This window comes from Nocardioides dilutus (assembly GCF_054779555.1).
In genome coordinates this window covers 565,312-586,319 of record NZ_BAAGYA010000003.1, presented here as the reverse complement: position 1 = coordinate 586,319, position 21,008 = coordinate 565,312, and the positions used below count along the sequence as shown (strand labels likewise).

At 70.6% G+C, this 21,008-nt stretch carries 22 protein-coding genes; 8 read left to right on the top strand and 14 right to left on the bottom strand.

The genetic code is table 11. The features are described from left to right. Positions 1 to 24: 24 nt before the first annotated feature. From ACYVC6_RS18510 to ACYVC6_RS18455, 12 genes are all read right to left on the bottom strand, one after another. The gene (locus ACYVC6_RS18510; protein WP_460716514.1) at positions 25 to 576 is read right to left on the bottom strand and encodes a MerR family transcriptional regulator; all 552 of its coding nucleotides are present in this window, start codon (positions 574 to 576) and stop codon (positions 25 to 27) included. 292 nt (positions 577 to 868) lie between these two features. Continuing rightward, positions 869 to 1,336, bottom strand: a complete 468-nt coding sequence (locus ACYVC6_RS18505) for a bifunctional nuclease family protein (protein ID WP_460715927.1) — start codon at positions 1,334 to 1,336, stop codon at positions 869 to 871. Positions 1,337 to 1,366: 30 nt separating this feature from the next. Continuing rightward, on the bottom strand, positions 1,367 to 2,116 hold the full coding sequence (gene ftsR, locus ACYVC6_RS18500; RefSeq protein ID WP_460715926.1) for a transcriptional regulator FtsR: 750 nt from the start codon (positions 2,114 to 2,116) through the stop codon (positions 1,367 to 1,369). Then, the gene (locus ACYVC6_RS18495) at positions 2,113 to 2,637 is read right to left on the bottom strand and encodes an FHA domain-containing protein (protein ID WP_460716512.1); all 525 of its coding nucleotides are present in this window, start codon (positions 2,635 to 2,637) and stop codon (positions 2,113 to 2,115) included. The genes ftsR and ACYVC6_RS18495 overlap by 4 nt, the downstream gene beginning before the upstream one ends. Positions 2,638 to 2,771: 134 nt before the next feature. Beyond that, positions 2,772 to 3,158: a glycine cleavage system protein GcvH gene (gcvH, locus tag ACYVC6_RS18490; protein WP_460715925.1), complete on the bottom strand. Its 387-nt coding sequence runs from the start codon at positions 3,156 to 3,158 to the stop codon at positions 2,772 to 2,774. Between the two features lie 10 nt (positions 3,159 to 3,168). Then, positions 3,169 to 3,927, bottom strand: a complete 759-nt coding sequence (locus ACYVC6_RS18485; protein ID WP_460715924.1) for a DUF881 domain-containing protein — start codon at positions 3,925 to 3,927, stop codon at positions 3,169 to 3,171. Further along, the gene (locus tag ACYVC6_RS18480; protein WP_460715923.1) at positions 3,920 to 4,252 is read right to left on the bottom strand and encodes a small basic family protein; all 333 of its coding nucleotides are present in this window, start codon (positions 4,250 to 4,252) and stop codon (positions 3,920 to 3,922) included. Before ACYVC6_RS18480 ends, ACYVC6_RS18485 begins: the two co-directional genes overlap by 8 nt. Next, entirely contained in the window at positions 4,249 to 5,112 is an 864-nt protein-coding gene (locus ACYVC6_RS18475) for a DUF881 domain-containing protein (RefSeq protein ID WP_460715921.1), read from the bottom strand. The genes ACYVC6_RS18480 and ACYVC6_RS18475 overlap by 4 nt, the downstream gene beginning before the upstream one ends. Then, positions 5,105 to 5,776, bottom strand: coding sequence for a CDP-alcohol phosphatidyltransferase family protein (locus ACYVC6_RS18470; protein ID WP_460715920.1), 672 nt, complete (start codon positions 5,774 to 5,776; stop codon positions 5,105 to 5,107). The genes ACYVC6_RS18475 and ACYVC6_RS18470 overlap by 8 nt, the downstream gene beginning before the upstream one ends. Then, complete coding sequence (locus ACYVC6_RS18465; protein WP_460715919.1) at positions 5,757 to 6,833, bottom strand: hemolysin family protein; 1,077 nt, start codon at positions 6,831 to 6,833, stop codon at positions 5,757 to 5,759. Before ACYVC6_RS18465 ends, ACYVC6_RS18470 begins: the two co-directional genes overlap by 20 nt. Positions 6,834 to 6,841: 8 nt before the next feature. Next, positions 6,842 to 8,194, bottom strand: a complete 1,353-nt coding sequence (locus tag ACYVC6_RS18460) for a hemolysin family protein (RefSeq protein WP_460715918.1) — start codon at positions 8,192 to 8,194, stop codon at positions 6,842 to 6,844. A 116-nt stretch (positions 8,195 to 8,310) separates the two neighbouring features. Next, positions 8,311 to 8,763: a hypothetical protein gene (locus tag ACYVC6_RS18455; protein WP_460715917.1), complete on the bottom strand. Its 453-nt coding sequence runs from the start codon at positions 8,761 to 8,763 to the stop codon at positions 8,311 to 8,313. A 140-nt stretch (positions 8,764 to 8,903) separates the two neighbouring features. Between ACYVC6_RS18455 and ACYVC6_RS18450 the strand changes: the two genes are divergently transcribed. From ACYVC6_RS18450 to ACYVC6_RS18420, 7 genes are all read left to right on the top strand, one after another. Further along, positions 8,904 to 9,233, top strand: coding sequence for a hypothetical protein (locus ACYVC6_RS18450; protein ID WP_460715915.1), 330 nt, complete (start codon positions 8,904 to 8,906; stop codon positions 9,231 to 9,233). A 9-nt stretch (positions 9,234 to 9,242) separates the two neighbouring features. Then, positions 9,243 to 9,365 (top strand): hypothetical protein, encoded by a 123-nt coding sequence (locus ACYVC6_RS18445; protein WP_460715913.1) that lies wholly within the window; start codon positions 9,243 to 9,245, stop codon positions 9,363 to 9,365. Positions 9,366 to 9,460: 95 nt separating this feature from the next. Then, the gene (locus ACYVC6_RS18440) at positions 9,461 to 11,104 is read left to right on the top strand and encodes a DUF1800 domain-containing protein (protein WP_460715912.1); all 1,644 of its coding nucleotides are present in this window, start codon (positions 9,461 to 9,463) and stop codon (positions 11,102 to 11,104) included. 5 nt (positions 11,105 to 11,109) lie between these two features. Beyond that, positions 11,110 to 12,402: a DUF1501 domain-containing protein gene (locus ACYVC6_RS18435; RefSeq protein ID WP_460715911.1), complete on the top strand. Its 1,293-nt coding sequence runs from the start codon at positions 11,110 to 11,112 to the stop codon at positions 12,400 to 12,402. Positions 12,403 to 12,428: 26 nt separating this feature from the next. After that, positions 12,429 to 13,100: an acyltransferase gene (locus ACYVC6_RS18430; protein ID WP_460715910.1), complete on the top strand. Its 672-nt coding sequence runs from the start codon at positions 12,429 to 12,431 to the stop codon at positions 13,098 to 13,100. 72 nt (positions 13,101 to 13,172) lie between these two features. Beyond that, positions 13,173 to 13,787, top strand: coding sequence for a response regulator transcription factor (locus ACYVC6_RS18425; RefSeq protein WP_460715909.1), 615 nt, complete (start codon positions 13,173 to 13,175; stop codon positions 13,785 to 13,787). Positions 13,788 to 13,800: 13 nt separating this feature from the next. Next, entirely contained in the window at positions 13,801 to 15,762 is a 1,962-nt protein-coding gene (locus ACYVC6_RS18420) for an oxidoreductase (RefSeq protein ID WP_460715908.1), read from the top strand. Positions 15,763 to 15,786: 24 nt separating this feature from the next. Here the strand turns inward: ACYVC6_RS18420 and ACYVC6_RS18415 are convergent, their stop codons facing one another. Continuing rightward, positions 15,787 to 18,183 (bottom strand): hypothetical protein, encoded by a 2,397-nt coding sequence (locus tag ACYVC6_RS18415; RefSeq protein WP_460716531.1) that lies wholly within the window; start codon positions 18,181 to 18,183, stop codon positions 15,787 to 15,789. A gap of 236 nt (positions 18,184 to 18,419) precedes the next feature. On the opposite strand from ACYVC6_RS18415, the gene ACYVC6_RS18410 reads away from it, so the two are divergent. Next, positions 18,420 to 20,213, top strand: coding sequence for a sigma-70 family RNA polymerase sigma factor (locus ACYVC6_RS18410; protein WP_460715907.1), 1,794 nt, complete (start codon positions 18,420 to 18,422; stop codon positions 20,211 to 20,213). 16 nt (positions 20,214 to 20,229) lie between these two features. Here the strand turns inward: ACYVC6_RS18410 and ACYVC6_RS18405 are convergent, their stop codons facing one another. Next, the gene (locus ACYVC6_RS18405) at positions 20,230 to 20,985 is read right to left on the bottom strand and encodes a PIG-L deacetylase family protein (RefSeq protein WP_460715906.1); all 756 of its coding nucleotides are present in this window, start codon (positions 20,983 to 20,985) and stop codon (positions 20,230 to 20,232) included. Positions 20,986 to 21,008 lie beyond the last annotated feature (23 nt).

Sequence of the window (21,008 nt, the reverse complement as noted above, 5' to 3'; positions counted from 1 at the left end):
GCGAAGCCGAGTCTAACCCCGTGGCTAGCCGGTCTGACGCGCGGCGCGTCGAGCGGCGAGCTCGTCGCCTGCGACCGGCGACTCGTCAGTGGCGGTGCGCTCGCTGGGCAGCTCGGCGAGGGTGCCCTCGATCTCGCGCCACACGCCGCCGATGGCGATGCCGAAGACACCCTGACCGCCCTGGAGCAGGTCGATGACCTCGTCGTTGCTGGTGCACTCGTAGACCGAGGCCCCGTCACTCATCAAGGTGACGCGCGTGAGGTCGTCGGTGCCCCGCTCGCGCAGGTGGGAGACCGCGGTGCGGATCTGCTGGAGCGAGATGCCGGCGTCCAGCAGTCGCTTGATCACCTTGAGGATGAGGATGTCGCGGAAGGAGTAGAGCCGCTGCGAGCCCGACCCTGTCGCACTGCGTACGGTCGGCTCGACCAGACCGGTGCGCGCCCAGTAGTCGAGCTGTCGGTAGGTGATTCCCGCCGCGTTGCACGCCGTGGGACCCCGGTAGCCGGTGTCGCTGGGCAGGGGCGAGACGTCGTCGGTGAAGAGCAGACCCTGCTCACCGGCCGTCTCGGCCGCCAGCGCCGCGTCGACAGTCGTCTGTGGGTCCTGCTGCCCTTGCGTTCCGTGCTCGTTCACGGCTGCTCCTCTGAAGTCCCGATGGCCGCTCGCTCCACGTGGTCGTACAACAGCGTTGGAGTTACAACGGCGACAGTTCAAGGTACGTCGGGTGGGTGGCCGGGTCAACGAGGCTCGCGGGGTGTGTCTCACCCTGAGGTAGAGGTTGATGGTTGCGTTCGCTGCGCCACGTCGACCTGAGCTTCGGGCTCGGGCCCACTGCTCGCCCGACCCTCGCTTCGCTCGGGCCGGGCTCTCAGTGGGCGTCGAAGTCCTCGGGAGTGACCTGGTCGAGGAACTCCCGGAACTTCTCGACCTCGTCCTCCTGCTCGGCGGGCACCGCGAGCCCGGCCTCGTCGAGCACCTCCTCGGCACAGACGATGCGGGTCCCGGTCCGCAGGGCGAGGGCGATGGAGTCCGAAGGCCTGGCGCTGACCTCGGCGCCGGAGCCGAACACCAGGGTGGCGAAGAAGACCCCATCGCGGACCTCGGTGATGCGCACCTCGTCGAGGCTGTTGCCGGTCGCGTCGAGCATGTCCTTCATCAGGTCGTGGGTGAGCGGTCGCGGGGGGACGACGCCCTGCTGGGCGAACGCGATAGCAGTGGCCTCGACGGCGCCGATCCAGATCGGTAGGTAGCGCTCGCCGGTGACCTCGCGCAGAAGCACGATCGGCTGGTTGGAGGGCATCTCGACCCTGACTCCCATGACGTCGACTTCGCGCACGTCGCCAGACTACGCCGCTAGGCCCACCCGTCACAGGCGCTTGAGGCCGGACTTCACCAACGTCGCGTGCAGCTTCAGCGACAGAGCCGCGATCTGCGCGACGGTGTCCTCGGTCCGGGCTCGGGCGGCGGCATCGGTGGCGCGGCGTTGGGGCGCGACCACCTGCTCGACCAACCCCACCTCGCGGTCGGCTGCGGCCTTGAAGGCGCGCAGGTGCCGGGGCTCGAGGCCGTACGCCGCGAGCTCGCGGGCGGTGGTGCAGACGACCAGCGCGTCGGTGTCGAAATGTCCGGTGCCGGGCCTGGCTGCCACAAGCCCGAAATCCTCCAGCTGGCCGAGGAGCTCGTCGGAGATCTCGGCGATCTTGAGCACCTCCTTGCGCGAGAGACGCAGGTCGTCGTTGCGACGGAAGGACTCGGGGCTCGGCATCCCGTCGGACGACAGCGCCACCTCGGGCACGGTCGGGGTGAGTGACATCAACGGTGGTGGCTCCAGCCCCCGGTCGATCGCGTCGAGGATCTCCGCGATCCGCTTGTGCGGCTGGTGGTGGTCACGTTGCAGCACCAGCACGTAGCGCAGCCGCTCCACGTCGGCGTGGGAGTACTTGCGGTAGCCGGCCGGCGTCCGTTCGGGCGAGACGAGCCCCTGCTCCTCGAGAAAGCGGATCTTGGGGATGCTGATCGTCGGGTGCTCCGGGCGCAGCAGCTCAAGGACCTGCCCGATGTTCATCAGCCCGGAGGCCGGCTCTTCGGCGCCCGGCCGTGCGGCGCCCGAGGTCAAGGCGTGTGCCCCGCGAAGAAGACGAGCCGGTACTTGCCGACCTGGACCTCGTCGCCGTCGGTCAGGTGCACTGTGTCGATGCGGTCGCGGTTGACGTAGGTGCCGTTGAGGCTGCCGGAGTCGGTGACCGTGAACGAGTCTCCCGTGCGGTGGAACTCCGCGTGCTGACGCGAGACCGTCACGTCGTCGAGGAAGATGTCGCTGTCCGGGTTGCGTCCCGCGTGCACGACGTCCTTGTCGAGCAGGAACCTGCTGCCCGAGCCCGGGCCGCGCTGCACGACGAGCAGGGCGTGGCCGCTGGGCAGCGCATCGACTGCCGCCGCGTCCACCGGGTTGAGCTGGCGGTCGGAGGTGTCGGTCTTGGCCGCGGACTCCGGGACGCCGCCGATCTGGATGGTGGCGGTCGACTCTCCCGCGCCCTCGGGCACCGAACTGTCGGTCGCTTCGAGCCGGGTGCCGCACTGGGAGCAGAAGCGCGCGCTGTCGGGGTTGTGATGCCCGCAGTTGGTGCAGAACGGCATCGTGGCTCCCCTCATGACTGGCCTCGTAGGCGACCGGCTGGCCTGTCCTGCGAACCTATCAAGAACCCGGGCGTCCGCTCAGGGACACGCGGCTCGGCCAGGATCCCGGCCAGGAACTCGCCGGCGAGCCCGGCTCAGCCGCCGAGGGACTCCTCGTAGGTCGCCGCGTCGAGGAGCCCGTCGAGCTGGCTGGTGTCGCTCGGGACCACCTCGAAGAGCCACCCCCCGCCGTAGGGGTCGTTGTTGACCAGCTCGGGGGTGGCATCCAGCGAGTCGTTGCGGGCGACCACCTCGCCCGACACCGGGGCGTAGACGTCGCTGACCGACTTGGTGGACTCCAGCTCGCCGCAGGTCGAGCCCGCCTCGACGGTCTGGCCGAGCTCGGGCAGGGAGACGTAGACGATGTCGCCCAGCGCGTCCTGTGCGTAGTGGGTGATCCCGACCCGCACCGAGCCATCGGTCTCACCGGGACGGCGTAGCCATTCGTGCTCGGAGGTGTAGAGGAGGTCATCGGGGTACATGTCGGCAAACCTACTCATCGGTCTGGGGCTCGGCGACCTCCGGTGGGGTCGCTTGGTGCACGGACTCGATGTCGAGCGAGGTCAGCTCGTCGTAGGTCAGCTCGGCGACGTCGTCCTTGGCGAACTGGTCCGCCGGGCCGTCCGGGAACAGGAGCGCTGCTCCGAGCGCCTCCGGAGAGCCGATCACGTCGATGATGAATGGCGCCTTCTGGACCTGACCGCCCGCCAGGATCCCACCGCGGACGTCCTGGAACGACGTCGAGGCGACGACCCGGACAGAGCCGTTGATCTGGATGGCCTCCGCACCCGCGCTCCGCAGTGCCTGCACCATGTCGATGAACGGCTCGACGCGCACCTGTCCGGCGACCTCCTTGATGGTGATCCGCACTCCGGGGCCGGTCACTGCCACGGTCCCGGCGATGATCGACAGCGTCTCGAGCTCGTTGCGCGCCGCCTCGAGGGCCGCCTCGCGGGATCGGGTCTCCGACAACAGGTCGTCGCGGGTCTCCTCCAGGCGTTGGATCTCCGCCTGCGCCCGCTGCGCCGTCCCGGCGAGACCGTCGAGAATGTCGATGAGGTCCTGCTCCCGCAGCCCGGCGTAGGTGTCGTCGACTGTGTTGGTGCGCACCTGAGTCACACCTGCGAACCCGACGACCGCGAGGAGCACCGCAACGGTGAGCTGGACCCGGGTCGGGCGGAGCAGCGCGCGCCACAGCAGCCCCCGGCCACGATCCCCCGGCCGCTCCTCAGCGCGCTCTGTCTCAGGCATGGAAAAGGTGCCTGCGGATGGCGGCGACGTTGGCGAAGATCCGGATGCCGAGGACCACGATCACCCCTGTGGACAGCTGCCCACCGACCCCGAGCTGGTCGCCGAGGAAGACGATGCCGGCGGCGATCACGACGTTGCTGACGAAGGAGATGACGAAGACCTTGTCGTCGAAGATGCCGTCCAGGTAGGCACGCAACCCGCCGAACACCGCGTCCAGCGCGGCCACGACGGCGATCGGCAGGTAGGGCTCGAGGGCGAGCGGTACGTCGGGGCGCAGGAGCAGCCCCAGCACGATCCCGACGACGAGTCCGAGCACTGCGATCACGGGTTCGAGTCCCCCTGGTCTCCTGGTCCGTTGGCGGACGGCCGCTCCGCGAAGCGCAGCCGCTGCATCGCCGCCGGGGCCGCGGGCACCAGCAGCGACGACACAGTGTCACGTTCGACCACAAATCCGAACTGTTCGGCCAGGGCGAGGAAGGTCAGGCCGGACCCCGTCTCGACGAAGTCGGCGTCCAGGTTCTGCCCGCCGATGGCCTCGACGACGTAGGGCGGGGACAGCGGGCCCTTGTTGACCTGGATGGCGATGCTGGAGTTCACGATCGCGCTGAGGGAGGTCAGCCGCCGTCCATTGATGGCGATCGCCTCCGCTCCCGCCTGCCACAGTCCGTTGACCAGGACCCGAAGGTCGGTCGCTCGCACCAGGCCGTCAGGATCCCCTTGCGGCTGGTCGTCCACGGTCACCCGGAGCCCAGGGCCCTCGACCGCCACGAAGCCGGCGCCCAGCGCCAGGTCCTGGCGTGCCTCGTCGACGTTCTCGGTGGTCGCGACCAGGTCGACCACCCGGTCGACCAGGCGCTCGTTCGTCGCCCTCAGTTCCACGATCCGGTCCTGGATCGACGAAACGGCGTCCTTGCGCACCTCGATGCGCTCGACCAGTGCGTCCCGGCTGGCCTTGTCGACGTCGGCGTTGCGCGAGTTCTGGACAGCCGCGACCGCCACCAGCAGCCCGAAGACGCCAACCGCGACTGCGGCGCCCCGGTGGGGGGTGGGCCCGTTGACCGGGCCGGGCTTCGCGCGCCGGCTCGCGACCTCCTGGTAGTCGAGGTCGAGCGACTCGCGGGTGACCAGCTCGAGCAACGGGGTGCGTGCCCGGTCCCCGGCGGAACGCTCGCGGGTCTCAGTCATCGGGGGTTCTCGCGCGGACCTGACGCGGGCGGCGTTCGGTGGTCGCCAGCAGCCGATGGACCTGGTAGGCGTAGAGCACGCCCGCCCACCAGTAGAGCCCCACACCCCAGAAGGCGAACGCCCAGCCGAAGACCTCGGCCAACCGGGCGATCGTGCCCTCTCCGTCGCCCAGGAGCAGGAGCGGGAACGCGTAGAGCAGGTTGAACGTCGCGGCCTTGCCGAGGAAGTGCACGGGCAGCGCGCTGTAGCCGCGGGTGCGCAGGAGGGGCACCAGCCCCCACATGAGGAGGTCGCGAAGGGGCAGGGAGACCGCGAGCCACCACGGGATGACGTCGCGCAGCGCCAGCCCGATGACCACGGCCAGGATGTAGAGCCGGTCGGCGACCGGGTCGAGGATCTGTCCGACGACGGTCTGCTGGTTGAGCTTGCGGGCGAGGTAGCCGTCGAGGTAGTCGGTGACACCGGACACCATGAGGACGACCAGCGCCCATCCGTCGGCCTCCGGGCCGAGCACCAGGTAGAGGAAGACCGGCACCCCGGCCAGCCGCGCCATGCTGAGCAGGTTGGGGACGGTCCAGACGCGAGTGCTCGGCGGCTGCGTCACCCGGTCCGGCTCAGTCACGACCAAAGGGTAATGGTGCAGGTCATCGCGGGTCGTGAGCACGCTCGCTGGGGCGCTCGTCGGATCGTTCATCGAGGTGCGCGGCGTCGCGGATCTCCCCGACCAGCTCCTCGATGACGTCCTCGAGGGTCGCGAGCCCCAGCGTCGTACCGTCCCCGTCGACGACCACCGCCATATGCGCGCCCTTGCGCTGGAGCGTCTCCAGCGCGTCGTGGAGCAGGTCGTCCGCGGCGACCGGCGCGAACGGTCGCACCCACTTGTCCTCGATGACCCGGTGACGCAATGTCTCGTCGGTCTCGAGCACGTCCTTGATGTGCAGATAGCCGAGCAGCCCGCCGTCCCGGTCGTCGACCACGGGGAAGCGGCTGAAGCCGGTGGCGGCGCACAACGCCTCTACGTCCGCACCCGTCGACCCTCGACGCACCGTGGTGAGGGACTCCGGTGGCATGAGCACGGTCGCCACAGGTTTCTCGGTGAAGCCGAGGGCGCCGGCGAGCCGGTCGTACTCCTCCGGCTCGATGAGCCCTTCTCCTCGGGACTCCTCGACCAGGGCCGCGACCTCCTCGCGGGTGTAGGTCGAGCTGACCTCGTCCATCATCCTCACCCCGACCAGCCGCAGGACCACCGAGGCGCAGGCGTTGATCGCCAGGATGACAGGACGCAGGACTGTGACGATCGCCCAGATCGGGGGGCCGAGCACCAGCGCGGCCCGATCCGGGCCGGCGAGCGCGATGTTCTTGGGGATCATCTCGCCGAGCACGACGTGCAGATAGACGACGATCGACAGGGCGATCACGAACGCGATCGGGTGCAGCAGCGACTCCGGCACGTGCGCGGCGTGCAGCACCGGTTCGACGAGGTGTGCCACGGCGGGCTCGCCGACAGCTCCGAGGACCAGCGAGCAGACGGTGATGCCGAGCTGGTTGACGCCGATGACCAGGGACATGTTCTCCATGGCGCGCAGCGTGATCTGCGCCATCGCGGACCCGGCGTCGGCGCGCGGCTCGATCTGGGTGCGCCTGGCGGAGACAAGGGCGAACTCGGCGCCGACGAAGAAGGCGTTGCCCAGCAGGAGGAGGAAGGCGACCGTCAATGCCACGGGGCCACTCATCGCTCCTCCCCCGGCTCACCGTCGAGGACGTGCATCGCCACCCGGTCGACACGCAGCCCGTCCATGTGCTCGACGCTCAGCGTGACCAGTCGCTGGCGGGACGCGTCGTCGTCGGAGGCCTCCGGCACCGGCACCTCGGCGATGTCGCCGCGCTCAGGGATGCGGCCGAGCACCTGCAGGACCAGGCCTGCCACGGTGTCGTAGTCCTCGGACTCCGGCAGCGGCACGCCGGTGAGGTCCTCGACCTCGTCGGGCCGCAGCAGCCCAGACAGGAGCCACGAGCCGTCGCGGCGCTTCCGCGCCCGGGAGCCGAACCGGTCGTGCTCGTCGGCGATGTCCCCGACGATCTCCTCGACCACGTCCTCGAGCGTGACGATCCCGGCGTGGCCGCCGTACTCGTCCAGCACCACCGCCAGCTGGAATCCGTCACTGCGGAGCAGGGCCAGCAGCGGGTCGAGCCGCAGTGAGTCCGGCACGACGATCGGCTTGACCATGAGGTGCTTGACCCGGGTGGTCGCCCGCTCGTGGACCGGAAGGGCCACCGCGTTCTTGACGTGGACGGTACCGACGACCGTGTCGTCGGCGTCGAGGACCGGAAACCGCGAGTGGCCACTGCTTCGTGCCAGCTCGATCACCTGCAGCGCCCGGTCGCCCACCTCGAGCGACAGGGTCCGGACCCGCGGGGTCATGATCTCGCCGGCCGTGCGGGTGCCGAACTCGACCGAGCGTTCCATGAGCTCCGCCGTGTCGGGGTCGAGCGTCCCGACCGAGGCCGACCGCGAGATGAGAGAGGCCAGCTCGGTCGAGCTGCGCGCCGAGCGCAGCTCCTCCTGGGGCTCGAGCCCGATCCGGCGGATGAAGGCGTTCGCCGAGCCGTTGAGGAACCGGATGGGCAGCCGCATCGCCGCCGTGAACGCCCGCATCGCCCGCTGGGTGGCCCGGGCGGTCTGCATCGGCTTGGCGATCGCCAGGTTCTTCGGCACGAGCTCGCCGAAGACCATCGTGAGGATCGTGCCCAGGGCGAGCCCGATCGCAGTCGCAACCGGCCGGACCGCACCGCCGGGCACACCGGCCGACTCGAGCGGGCCCCGGATGAGGTGCGATACCGCAGGCTCGGCCAGGAAGCCGATCGCCAGGTTGGTCACGGTGATCCCGACCTGCGCCCCGGAGAGCTGGGTGGACAGCGAGCGCAGCGCGCTCTGCACACCCAGGGCCGCGTGGTCGCCGGCCAGCGCGTCGCGGTCGATCTGGGCCCGATCGACGGTGACGAATGCGAACTCAGCCGCGACGAACAACCCACAGGCCGCGATGAGCAGCAGCGCGAGGGCCAGAAGCAGCAGGTCGGTCACGGCGGGGTCAGTCTAGGGGCGGGGCGGTGCGCCCCGGACGGCTGTGGTGCCCGGGTGGGCACCACAGCCCGTGCCGGCCAGTGGTCTGAGACGGTCGGGGAATCCCCGCTCGGGGCTCAGGAAGTGCTGAGATCGATGTCGCACTCTTCCTTGGCGTGCTTCTCGATGTTCTCGGTGGCCTTCTGGAACTCCTCGCTGCCGAGCGCCTGCGCCTCGGTCATGGCCTCGGTGAGCGCCTCCATGTCGACGTCCTCGGGGATCTCCCCGCTGCTGAGACCCTCGAGGTCCTCGGGCTCGAGCCCGGCGTCCTCCAGCGCCTTCACGAAGGCCTTGAACGCCTCGGCCAGCACCTTCCAGTCGTCCTTCACCTCATCGGGCGCGTCGTCGGCGAACTCCTCGACCTGGTCCGTGAACTCCTCGAAGCTCGAGAAGTCGGAGCCCTCGAAGTTCTCGAAGTCCTTCTGGGTCTCCTTCAAGGCATCGCAGTAGCTGTCGGTCCCGCCGCCACAGCCGGACAGGAGGCTGGCTGCGATCGCGGTGGCAGCGAGCATGGATGTCAAACGCTTCACGGAGAACTCCTGTCGACAGGGTGTCGCCGCCGGCGATGGTGGCCGGTGGCCGGACCCGCGTGGACCGCGTGGACCGCGTGGCTCATCCTGCCAGTCGCGGGGTGCGTGTCAACGAACGCCGCAAGCGGTACGGTCCGGCTGTGTCGAGTACGAGAGACCATGCGACCGATGGTCACCCCGGCCTGCACAGGCCCCTCGCGTTGCTGGTGCTCGTCGCGGCCGGCGTGTTCAGCCTCCCCCTGTCGGCCGCCTTTCTGGACGGCGAGAACACGGAGAACTGGATCCTGCCCGCCGCACTCGTCGCGATGGCTGTGCTCGGTGCCATCGTCGGCTCGGTGCTGCCCGGCGTCGCCGGCCCGCACGCCAGCGTCAGCAGAGGCCGCTGGGTGGGCATGGGCATCGGGATCGCGATGGTCGTCCTGGGCACACTGATCTTCTTCCTGCTGCTCAACGGCTTCGACGGGGCCTGACCGCCGCACGTGGGCGACGCGACCGAGCCCGGCGAGCAGGTCGTCGGGCACGGGACGCCGGTCGCCCGGGAGGACACGGATCCCCTGACCGGCTCGTCCTCGTGGTTCCCGCGCCAGAGCGGGATTGCCTGAGACTCCTGCACAACCGGACCGGGCTGCCCTATGGTGCTGGGGCGGCTCTGCGGGGGGAGCCCGAACCCGTCCCCCATGCCTCGGGAGTTCCTCACATGGCCGCCACCCCCCGCGTCCACCCGGCTCCGCCGACCGCACCGCACACCACCGCCGGCGCCACTCGTGGCGCACCTGCTGCGGTGGGCCGCCGCTTCGCCGTGGCGGGTGCGCTCGCGTCGGCCGCGGTCGGCGGCTCGGCGGGAGCTGCGGCTGCCGACGACCTGTCGGACTACCTGCCCGCCCGGTTCAAGGGCGCGGACAAGCTGCTGTCGAGGCACGAACGTCACCTGGTCAGTCGCTTCTCCTACGGGGTGACACCCGACCTCGCGCGCGACGTCCGCAGGGCCGGAGGAGCACACGCCTGGTTCGAGCGGCAGCTCAAGCCGAAGTCGATCAAGGACCGCAAAGCCGGACAGCTCCAGGCCTGGTGGCCGAGCCTCAAGCGCGGCCCCAAGGAGCTCTGGCAGCGCCAGATCACCGGCGTCGAGGGCGGCTGGGAGGTCATGAACGACTACGCCCGCTGGTCGATGATGCGGCGGATGGTCTCGAAGAGACAGGTCTTCGAGGTCATGGCGGAGTTCTGGGAGAACCACCTGCACGTGCCGGCGCTCGGCGACGCCCAGTTCACGCATCGCGTCGACTACGGCAACAAGGTGCGCGAGCACGCGCTGGGGCGGTTCGAGGACATGCTCATGGCCGCCGCGACCCATCCGGCCATGCTCATCTACCTCGACGCCGCCGAGTCGACGAAGGAACACCCCAACGAGAACCTCGGCCGCGAGCTGCTCGAGCTGCACACGGTCGGCGACGGCAACTACAACGAGCGGGACGTCAAGGGCTCGGCGCGGATCTTGACCGGCTGGTCGGTCGACATGTGGGAGACGTGGCGTCCGGAGTACCACGAGGACGACCACTACCTGGGCACCGTCAAGGTCAAGGGCTTCAAGGACAAGAACCGCAAGGCCAACGGCAAGGCGCTGACCGCGGCCTACCTGCGCTACCTCGCCCACCACCCAGACACCGCCAGGCACCTCGCCACCAAGCTGTGCGAGAAGTTCATCGGCGATTCGGTGCCCAAGTCGCTGGTCAAGAAGCTGGCGAAGGTCTACCTCGACAACGACACGGAGATCGTGCCGGTGCTCCGGGCGCTCGTCGACTCCGACAAGTTCCGGCACTCGATCGACGACAAGGTGCGGGACCCCGCCGAGGACCTGGTGGCGACCTACCGCGCCCTGCGCATCGACGTTCGCCCGCCGCCAGACGACAAAGACACCTACAACGGCTCGGCTATCGCCGCCATGATCTGGCAGGTCCGGGGCATCGGCCTGGTCCCGTTCAGCTGGGCGACCCCCGACGGTCAGCCGATCGACAACGAATCCTGGTCCTCGCCAGGGCGGTTGATGGGCTCCATGGACGTGCACTGGCAGCTCGCGCACGGGCACTACCCGGACGAGGCCGTGCGCTACAAGGACCCGATGAAGTGGATGCCGGCGCCTGCGGTGCGCTTCGACGAGCTCGTCGACCACCTGAGCCAGCAGCTGCTGCACCGGCATTCAGATGCCCGACTTCTCAAGGCGTGCTCCAAGGCCACGGACGTGAAGCCCAAGGACTACATCATCGAGGACCACGAGCTCATCGAGTGGAAGTTCGGCCGCCTCCTCGCCACCATCCTCGACTCCCCCGCCCACTACAGCCGGTGACCGCGATGACGACTCCCTCCTCACCTCCGCCCACCTCCGCCCAGCCCTGTTGCGAGGAGTACGCCGCCATGCAGCGCGCCGCCGACGGCGCGCCCACCGGTGTCAGCCGGCGCGGCGTCCTGGGTGGCGCGCTCGCACTGGCCGGCGCCTCGACGATGGTCGGCGGTGCCGTGGTGACGGCCTCCCCCGCGATGGCCGCCAGCGCGGCTTCGGTCCTGGTCGTGGTCTCGCTGCGTGGCGGCTCCGACGGGCTCAACATGGTCGTCCCGCACGCGGACCCCGACTACTACCGGGCCCGCCCCAACATCGCGATCCCGTCCGACCGGCTGCTCGTCAAGGACGGGATGTTCGGGCTGCACCCCGCGATGGCCTCCCTGGTCCCGCTGTGGACGGCCGGCCAGATCGCCACCGTGCACGCGGCCGGACTGCCGGTGGCCAACCGGTCCCACTTCGACGCGATGGAGGAGGTCGAGGACGCGGATCCGGGGTCACGGGCCCGCGTCGGTTGGCTCAACCGGCTGATCGGCACGACTCCCGGCAGCGCGCCGCTGCAGGGCTTCAGCGCCGGCTCCAACATGATCCCCACCTCCTTGTTCGGGCCGCAGCCCGCGATGTCGGCGGACCGGGTCGAGGACGTCGGGCTCCCGGGCGCCGGCGACGAGGGATGGCGCGAGGCGTCGGTGCGCGAGCTGTGGTCGGGCAACCGGACCACCCTCGGCCGGAGCATGTCGGCGACGCTCACCGCGATCGACATGTTCGGCACCGTCGAGACCACCGAGGACAACCGGTCTCTCTACCCGGGCAACGACCTGGGTCGGGCCCTGTCCACCGCCGCGCGCATCATCCGCGGCGACGTCGGGGTCGAGGTGATCACCGTCGACCAGGGCGACTGGGACATGCACTCCGGTGCCGGCGGGCCCGACGGCGGCTGGATGTATGGCAACAACGAGGGGTTCGCCGACGCCATCGCCGCGTTCCTGGGCGACCTGGGCACGCAGGCTTCCAAGGTCACACTGGTCACCCTCAGCGAGTTCGGCAGGCGGGTCCAGGAGAACGACAACTACGGCACCGACCACGGCTATGGCAACGTCATGTTCGTGGCCGGCGCCGGGGTCCGGGGCGGCTACCACGGCCGCTGGCCGGGACTGGCCAACAGCTACGACTCCGACCTCACGGTGACTACCGACTACCGCCAGGTGCTCGCCGACATCGTCCAGGCCCGGTTCGGTGGCGCCTCCATCCCCAAGGTCTTCCCTGGGCTGAAGCGGCAGTCCACCGGCTGCATGCTCGGTGTCTGACCTGCCCTCACCACTAGAGTCACGCCGTGAACAGGGTGTCGGTGCTTCTCAACCGCGGCGTGCACGCGGCCCGGCGCTGGGTCGACCGGGTCGGTGAGATCGTCCCGGGCACTCATGCCGCTGCGCAGTTCGGCAGCTTCGGGGAGGGCAGCTGCATCGACTTCCCCCCAGCCACCCTGCTCAACGTCGAGGCGATCCACATCGGCTCGGGCACGCTGGTCGGACGCTACGCCACGCTCTCCGTCGGCTACGGCGTCGGAGACGTCCATCTCGCGGAACGAGGGCTGTTCATCGGCGACCGGTGCGTCCTGGGTGCCCGGACCACGATCACCGCGCACCAGCGCATCGAGATCGGCGACGCGGTGTTCTTCGGACAGGGCGTTTTCGTCACCGATGCCAGCCACGGCTATCAGGACCCCGGACTGCCGATCGGCAAGCAGCTCGGCGCCCACCAGCCGGTGACGATCGGGGCCGGCACCTGGGTCGGCCACGGCGCGGTCATCCTGCCCGGGGCCCGGATCGGCCGAAACGTCGTGGTGGCGGCCGGCGCCATCGTCCGCGGCGAGATCGAGGACTTCGCGGTCGTGGCAGGCAGCCCCGCCCGCGTGGTGCGGCGGCTCGAGCCTGGGGTCGGCTGGGTGGGCTCGGCCGACGTCCGCCCGGTCGTCGACCAGGCACAGCTGCTCGCTGACGGTTGACCCGCGGAAAGTCACCCCTTCGGGTGAAGGGTAGGTCCTTGCCAGAACGCCCGCCCAACAGAGAATGCGGGCATGGCCTCAGACCCACTCCAGGTGGCGGTCGTGAGTCCACAGCCGGTGGTCCGGCACGGTCTCGTCGACCTGCTCGCCCGGCATCCCGACCGGGTGGTGGTGGTGCCCTGCCCGGACGGCCACGAGCCGGACGTGGTCCTGTTCGACGTGGTCGACCTCGTCGACGGCGATGCCTCCGGGCTTCAGGACCTGCTCTCCTCGACAGCGGGGAAGGTGCTGGCGGTCGGACGCGACCTGAGACCCGACCTCGCCGCCCGGGCGCTCGCGGTCGGCGCCGACGGATTCTTCTCCATGGGGGTCAGTGAGTCCGAGCTCATCGACGCGGTCGAGTCGGCCGTGAGCGGCAACGGCCCGGACGGGCCCGAGGCGGCGGACGGACACCCCCGGCTCGGCGCCGAGGCCCGACTGACCACCCGGGAGGTGGAGGTGGTCACCCTGATCGCCCAAGGCCGGACCAACCGGGAGATCGCCGCGGAGCTCTATCTCAGCCCCAACTCGATCAAGACCTACGTGCGCACGGCCTACCGCAAGATCGGCGCCGCGAGCAGGTCCCAGGCGGTCGCCTGGGCGATCCGCAACGGCTTCCCGATCGAAGGAGAGCCGCCACAGTCCTAGTAGCGTCCGCGGCATGACGGGGTTCCCCCACCTGCTCCGCCCGGGCCGGATCGGGACGATGACACTTCGCAACCGCCTCGTGATGTCCCCGATGGAGACGCTGTACGGCACCCCCGAGGGGATCCCTTCGGATCGGACGCGGGCCTACTTCGCCGCCCGCGCCGTCGGCGGTGTCGGTCTGGTGACCGTCGGCGCGACCGGCATCGACCACCAACATCCCGAGACGCCTGGCGGCCTCCAGATCGCCACCGACGCCGCTGTCGGGGCGCACCGCGCGCTGGTCGAGGCCGTGCACGAGCACGGCGCGCGAATCCAGCCGCAGATCGTGCACGCCGGACCCGACGGCCTCGGACCCGAGATGTTCGGCGTCCAGTCGCTCGGCCCCTCGGTGATCCAGTCCTACCTGACCGGACGGGCCTCCACCGAGATCTCCCCGGAGCAGTGGTCGGGGGTCCTGGACCAGTACCGCGCCGCGGCTCGCCGGGTCCGGGAGGCGGGCTACGACGGCCTCGAGCTGCACGCCGCCCACGGCTACATGCTCCTGGGGTCCTTTCTCGCGCCGGTGCGCAACCGCCGCGTCGACGGCTACCGGGGCAGCTCGGTCCGGGGCCGGTGGCGCGCGGTGTTCGAGGCACTCGCGGCGGTCCGGAGCGAGGTCGGGACTGACTTCCCGATCACCCTGAGGGTCTCCGGTCACGAGCGGGTCGCCGGCGGCCGGCCGTCCTACGAGCTCGCCAGGGTCGCGCCCCGGCTCGCCTCGGCCGGCGTAGACGCGTTCCATGTCAGCGGCGGGGTCATCGACCGGTACGTGACCCAGATGGTCAACGGCGCGGACGACGGCGAGGCCCTCAACGTCGGGGCCGCGGCCGCCGTGCGCGAGGTCGTCGACGTCCCCGTGATCGCCGTGGGGCGGATCCATGATCCCGGGCTCGCCGAGCGGATCCTCGCCCAGGGGCGAGCCGACTTCGTCGCCATGGGCCGCCCGCTGCTGGCCGACCCCGACCTCCCGAGCAAGCTGGCGGCCGGCACGCCCGACCGCATCCGGCGCTGCATCTCCTGTGAGAACTGCATCGACGCCATGGAGCTGAGGTTCTCCGTCGACTGCGCGGTCAATCCGCGCACCGGCAAGGAGCTGGAGCTGACGCCAGTTGCCACACCGTCGCCGCGCAGCGTGGTGGTCGTGGGCGGGGGGCCGGCTGGGTTGGAGGCGGCCCGGGTGGCGGCCGGTCGCGGTCACCGGGTGACGCTGTTCGAGCGGTCGGCACAGCTCGGCGGCTCGATGGTCCTTGCCGCTGCCGTGCACCCGGAGAACCGGCCGTTCCTCGACTGGCTCGTCGCCGAGGTGGCCGGCCTGCCCGTCGACGTACGCCTGAACGCCCCGGTGGACGCCGCCGCGCTCGCAGAGCTCTCCCCGGACGCCGTCGTGGTGGCTGCCGGTGGCCGGGTCGTCCACCCGGAGCTGCCCGGCGCCGACCTCCCGCACGTCCTCAGGCTGCGCGACCTCGACCTCGACCTGGGCTCGGATCTCGGCTCGGAACTGGGGTCGGTCGGTCCGCGGGTGGCGGTGGTGGGCGGTGGGCTGGCCGGGATCCAGCTGGCCGAGGTCCTCGCGGCCCGCGGTCGCCAGGTCGCGGTCTTCGAGACCGGCGACACCGTCGCGCCGGAGATCGGGTGGAAGCGCAAGACCGAGCACCTGCTCCGGCTCGACCGGCTGGGCGTCACGCTGCACACCGAGGTGACCCTCCAGGAGGTGGTGAGCGACGGGCTGGCCTTCACGCCCGCCGAGGGCACCCGGCGGACCCATCAGGCCGACACCGTCCTGCTGGTCGGTGTCGTCGAGAAGGACTCGTCGCTGCACGACGACTTGGTCGCCCGGCTGCCGGGCGTCGAGGTGGTGCCGGTCGGTGACGGCGCCGGGCCAGGGCTCATCCAGAAAGCGGTCGAGGACGGCGCCCGGGCGGGCACCGTCCTCTGACCAGGGGCGCTGCCCAGGAGTCCGCTAGCCGACCCGGCGGGTCACCGAGTCGAGCACGCCCGCTCGATCCACCCAGACGATCCTCACCTTGTGCCTGCCGCGGCCGGCATCGAGCCGGAGGTTGAAGGCCGCGAGACCGAACGTCCGGTCGATGCGCTGCTTCTTCACCAGCTTGCCGTCCACGAACACCTTGACCCACTCTCGGGCAGGCAGGGGGCAACCGTTGGGGGTGCCCCCTGGCTTGTTCCTGCACTTGTCGGACTTGTCCGGGACCCCGTCGAGGTCGGCGTCCGGGCAGCCCGTCGGAGCCGGCCCCTTCTTCTTCCGGCACTGGTCGCCGGGATCGGTCAGGCCGTCCCGGTCCGAGTCGGGGCCGATCGGGGTGACCTTGGCCGTGAGGGTGTACGTCGCGCCGTTGGGGCTGACGAAGAAGGGCTTGACCGTGAGGTCGAGCAGCCCCCGGACCGAGTCGAGCACGACCTTCTCCGGCTTGCCCCCCTCTCCATACGTGGCGTCCGCGCCCTGTTTGCCGACGGTGAGGTCGAGGTCGGAGGCCTCGTCGTCCCAGTCCAGGGTGACCTCGACCTTGCTCGGCGACCGGACGTCCATCGCGTAGGCGACGTTGTCAGCGACCAGGGTCTCGCCGGCGTTGGTGCTGCTGACCGCGAACGAGTTGCCCCCCTGCTGCTTGAACTCCACGGTGTAGGGCTTTGTGCCCAGCGGCGGGTCGAAGGCGAGTGAGCTCTCCTTCACCGGCCGCAGCGCGGGGCCGGTGACCCCGATCGTCCGCTCACCCTCAGGCGCGCGGTCGTCGACGAAGCCGAAGCGCTTGCCGCTCTGCACGTTGGCCTGGCTGCCGACGTAGTAGGGCGCGGTGATCCCGTACTTCGCGAGGTAGGCGCGCGACAGGTGGAAGCGCACGGTGTTGGTCGCCGCGTCCCAGGTCGACGAGTCGGGCAGGTAGACCTCGCGGCCGTTGTCCCAGGTCATGACCTCGGACTCACCGGCGGGAATGAACGAGTCGAAACGGTGGCCGTTGATGACGACGCTGTAGCCGCCGACGCTGGTCACCTGCGTTGTCGGCCAGAGCTGGCCGAGCGTCACGAAGGCGTCCACGCTGGAGTCGGTGACCGACACCGTCAGCTTGCGTACGTCGTTGAACGGGCTGGTCGAGTCTCCACTGCGGTCCTCGGCCGAGGCAGTCGACTTGGTGGGCTGCGGGCCGGTCGGGGCATAACCGACGGTGCCGGCGAGCCGGAGGGAGCCGCGCTTGTTCTTCGCCGTGCCCAGCGTCAGGCGAGGTTCGCTGTTCGCGACCGGGGTAGGCGTCCAGTCGGTGGGGGTGCCCGGCAGCGTCCCGAGGTCGGGCTGGGGGCAGTCCATCGGCTGGCCCGTGTCCGAGGCATACAGGTGGTCGCTCGGACTCTGCACCTGGAACGGGTTCCTCCCGTCGCCCGGCACGTCGTTGACGGTGAGGACGTCGGTCTCGTTGACCGCGCCGTCGCCGTTGCGGTCGAGGTAGCGGCTCATCCGCACCGCGAACGCCTCGACGTCGAGCGTGGAGACGCACTTGGTCCGTCCGGGAGGGTCCTCGCTGTAGGACATGATGTCGTTGGTCGGCACCACTCCCCAGGAGCCCTCGGCGCCGTCGCCGACGTGACCCAGGGTCAGACAGTGACCGACCTCGTGGGTGATCAGGTCGAAGATGCCGAAGAAGTCCGTCGTCCCGGGGACGGGGTCGATGGCCCCGTTGACCGCGAAGCAGACGTTGCCACCCGCACCGCCGCAGTCCTCGACGTAGACGCCCTCGTCCTCGCTGTGGTGGCTGTCGAAACCGGGCATGGCCTGCCAGGTGCCGAAGTCGAACGGGTTCGTGACCCCGTGGCAGGGCACCCCGTCCGTGTCGTAGATCTCGAGCTCGTTGAGGAACTGGGTCGGGTCGATGCCGATCCCGATGCCGCCGACCGGGTTGCTCGCGATGACCACGATCTCAGGGTCGACGACCGGGTAGGTGTCGACGTTGCCGACGGCGTCCACGGTGATCCGGAAGTCCACCTCGGTGAGCCACGGCATACCCATCTCGTCGGCGAGGTAGTCGATCCCGCCTTCCCACATCTCGATGGCCTGCCGCATGATCCGCATGTCGCGCTCGGCGAACGGGGAGAGCGGCACGAGGATCAGGACGTCGACCTTGGGCGAGTCCAGGGCGTTCAGCCCGGTCCGCATGTGGAAGCAGAGGTTCTCCGGGTTGTCCGGGGACATGCTCCGGATGCACCCCGGTGGCAGGTTGCCGTCACCGAAGTGGGTGCCGGAGTAGGTCTGGGACGGGCTGGCGCTCGCCGTGACGTTGGCGACCAGCGTTGTCAGGACGACTGCGACGGCCACGACGGTGGACAGCAGCAGACCGAGCCACTTGCGCATGGGGGTCCTCTCCGCGACGGGGTACGCCGGAAGAACGACGCACCACCACCGGTGTTACGGGAGGTGCTCGTCTCACCCCGGGCGGCATCCGCAAGGATTCCCTGCGTCTTCCGGCGGATTTTTCTGCAAGGTTCGTCTCGGTCGGCCCTCCTACCTGTGCCCACACCAGAGCCGGAGGAGAACGATGTGCCCGCGATGCGCAGACCGAGCGGCCGCCCACGCCCTAGGCTTCGCGCATGATCGCGCCGTCGGACGCGCAGCTGGTCTCGGGGGTCCTCGCCGGCGACCCGGAGGCGTTCGCGCAGGTCTACGACCGCTACGCCGACCGGCTCCACGACTTCGCCTACTCGATGCTGCGCCACCGCGAGGACGCGGCGGACGCGGTGGCCGACGCCTTCGTGACGACCGCCGAACGACTGGACCAGCTGCGCGACCCCGAACGGCTTCGACCATGGTTGTACGCCGTCGTGAGGCGTGAGTGCCTGCGGCGGCTCAAGGCGCGCTCGCGCACGGCCTACGGCGGCGACGACGAGCTCCTCGACCTGCCGGACCAGACCGCCGCCCCGGAGACGGTCGCCGAGCAGGAGTCCCTGCGAGCGCTGGTGTGGGAGGCCGCGGGCGGACTCAACGAGCGGGACCGCGCGATGCTCGACCTGCACCTGCGCCAGGGGCTCGACGGCGCTGAGCTCGGCGAGGCGATGGGGATGAGCGCCGACAACGCCTACGTCGGCCTCAGCCGGCTCCGCGACCAGGTCGAGCGGTCGATCGGCGCGCTGCTGGTCGCCCGGACGTCCCGCGACGACTGCACCGAGCTGACCGCCGTCCTCGACGACTGGGACGGCGCCTTCACACCGCTGGTCCGCAAGCGGGTCGCCCGCCACGTCGACCGCTGCCGCAGCTGCACTGCCCGGCGGGTCGCGCTGGCCAGCCCGGCCGCACTGCTGGCCGGCGTGCCCGCCTTCGCCGCCCCCCTCGTGCTGCGCGACCGGGTGCTGCAGGACACCCGGCTCGTGTCCGCCCTGGCCTCCCGCCGGACCGACAACGACACCGACATCGACCTCGGTGCCGGACCCGGGTCTCGCCCTGGCAAGGGTGGTTGGCGGGACCGGCGGGCCGTGGGGGCGGTCCTCGCGCTGCTCCTCGCGGTCGCCGGAACGGTCGGAGTGGTCGCGTGGCACGACAGCTCAGCCGACGAGCCGGCCCGGGTCGGGGACGACCTGGGCGCCTCGGCCACCGACGACGCCCCCACCCCCGACGCCGATCAGTCACCCGTCCAGGAGGCGACGCAGGTCGAGCCGCCAACCCTTTCGCCCACCCTGTCGCCCTCGGGACAGCCCACCTCGTCGGTGAGCGTGACGCCCACCGAGGAGGTCAGCCCGGAGCCCACCGACCCCGCGACCGACCCGAGCCCCTCGGACCCGGCCGAGCCGACGGCCACCGCGGCCCCGGGTCGCCTGGTCGCGGCGCCGCGAACGCTGAGCCTGGGCACCTCGGGCGGCCGCAGCCTGACCGTCAGCAACACGGGCGGCACCACCGTGTCGTACGCCGTCGAGGCCGGGGACTCGTGGCTGTCGGCGTCTCCGGCGAAGGGCACCCTCAAGCCGGGTCAGTCACGCTCCGTGAGCGTGTCGGCCCAGCGAGCGGGGCTGCCGGAGGGCAGCTCGAGGGGACGGCTCACCGTGCGCTGGGACGACGGCACGGTGCCGATCGCGGTCACCGCCGCGCGTGAGACACCCCCGACGATCGGAGCGGTCTCCGTCGTACGCACCGACTGCGGTCAGGGTGGCCGGACGGTCGTCATCGCCGTGCCCGTCGACGACGAGTCCGGCGTCGCCTCGGCGTCCGTCGTGTGGAACGGCCCGACGGTCTCGGGCACGACCGCCCTGACGGCGTCAGGTGGGTCGTGGGCCGGGCCCATCGGCCCGTTCGCGGTCGGCGGCACCGTCCAGCTGACGTTCGTCGCGACGGACAGCCGGGGCAACACCGCGCGGCGGAACGCCGCGATCGAGGTCGACCCCTGCCCGCAGTGAGGTCCTGGTCCGAGTCCTAGTCGCCCCAGCCCATCGGGAACACCTCGAACGCGGCCCCGAAAGCGACCCCCAGCCGCTGGCCGGTGCCCCGCGCGAACCCCTCCAGGAACTCGCGCGGGTCGAAGTGCTCCCAACCCAAGCCGTCGATGTAGGCACGGTGCGCCTCCAGCGAGGCCACTCCGAGCTCGAACGTCTCGGACGTGTCGACGCCGTGGGTCGCCTGCGGTGAACCGAACGCCCAGACTGCCCGGACCCCACCCCAGGGCTCGGTCCCGTCGGTGAGCTGCTCGGGGAAGATCCACCGGTTCCCGGCGTCGCGTACGGCGTCGACCACGGCCTTGCCGACGGCGATGTGGTCGGCCTGGTTGAGGTTCGCCCCGCCCCACGTGTCGCGGAAGTTGCCGGTGACCACGATGTCCGGGCGGTGCCTGCGCACCACGGCCGCGATCGCGGCGCGGAGGGCGACGCCGTACTCGAGGATGCCGTCTGGGAGCCCGAGGAACTCGACCTCGTCGACGCCCACGATCCGGGCGGACTCGACCTGCTCCGCCTCCCGTACGACCCGGCACTCGTCGGGCGCCATGCCGTCGATCCCGGCCTCACCGCTGGTCACCATGCAGTAGACGACCCGCTTGCCCTGCCCGGTCCACCGAGCGACCGCCGCAGCCGCCCCGAACTCCAGGTCGTCCGGATGGGCCACGACGCACAGCGCCGCCTCCCAGTCCTCGTCGAGCGGCTCGAGCGGCGATGGGCGGTCGGGTGCGTCGGTCATGGGGACAGCGTGCCAGTTGTTCC